Annotated in this window: 1 protein-coding gene; it reads right to left on the reverse strand. The window is 69.9% G+C overall.

What is annotated here, in order from left to right:
- Nucleotides 1–32 precede the first annotated feature (32 nt).
- Nucleotides 33–359: a cupin domain-containing protein gene (locus IG65_RS0134095; RefSeq protein ID WP_030519020.1), complete on the reverse strand. Its 327-nt coding sequence runs from the start codon at nucleotides 357–359 to the stop codon at nucleotides 33–35.
- Between the last annotated feature and the right edge of the window lie 73 nt (nucleotides 360–432).

The raw sequence follows: 432 nt of genomic DNA on the forward strand, positions 1-432 counted from the left end.
GCCGATCGTGATGAACGGCCCGGCCGGCCAGACTATTTCGCGACCGTCAGCAGCACTGCGCTGTCCTCGATCGCCTCGAGGCTGTGGCGGGCCTGCGGCACCACCAGCAGATCACCATGGCGTCCTTCCCACGAGGTGTCCGCGCTGCGCAGCCGGACTCGCCCGCGCAGAACCAGCAGCGTCGCCTCGCCCGCATTGTCGTGCTCGGCCAGTTCGGCGCCGGCCACCAACGCGACCACGGTCTGCCGCAGCCGATGCTCGTGCCCGCCGAACACGGTCTCCGCGGCGCGCCCCGCCGAGACCGCGCCCGCTCGCTGCAACAGTTCACGCGCCACCGCGTCCACCGAGAACTTCTCCATCACCGCTCCTCGCCTCCCATCCGACATCACTTCGATTCGTCATCTTCCCGCACCACCCGATCCCGCACCGGCA

Origin of the sequence: Nocardia sp. NRRL WC-3656 (genome assembly GCF_000720265.1) — a bacterium.
Taxonomy (GTDB): domain Bacteria; phylum Actinomycetota; class Actinomycetes; order Mycobacteriales; family Mycobacteriaceae; genus Nocardia; species Nocardia nova.

Bases quoted from the DNA above. Each gene is read 5' to 3' on its own strand.
- IG65_RS0134095 (WP_030519020.1), bottom strand. From the start codon at position 359: ATGGAGAAGTTCTCGGTGGACGCGGTGGCGCGTGAACTGTTGCAGCGA.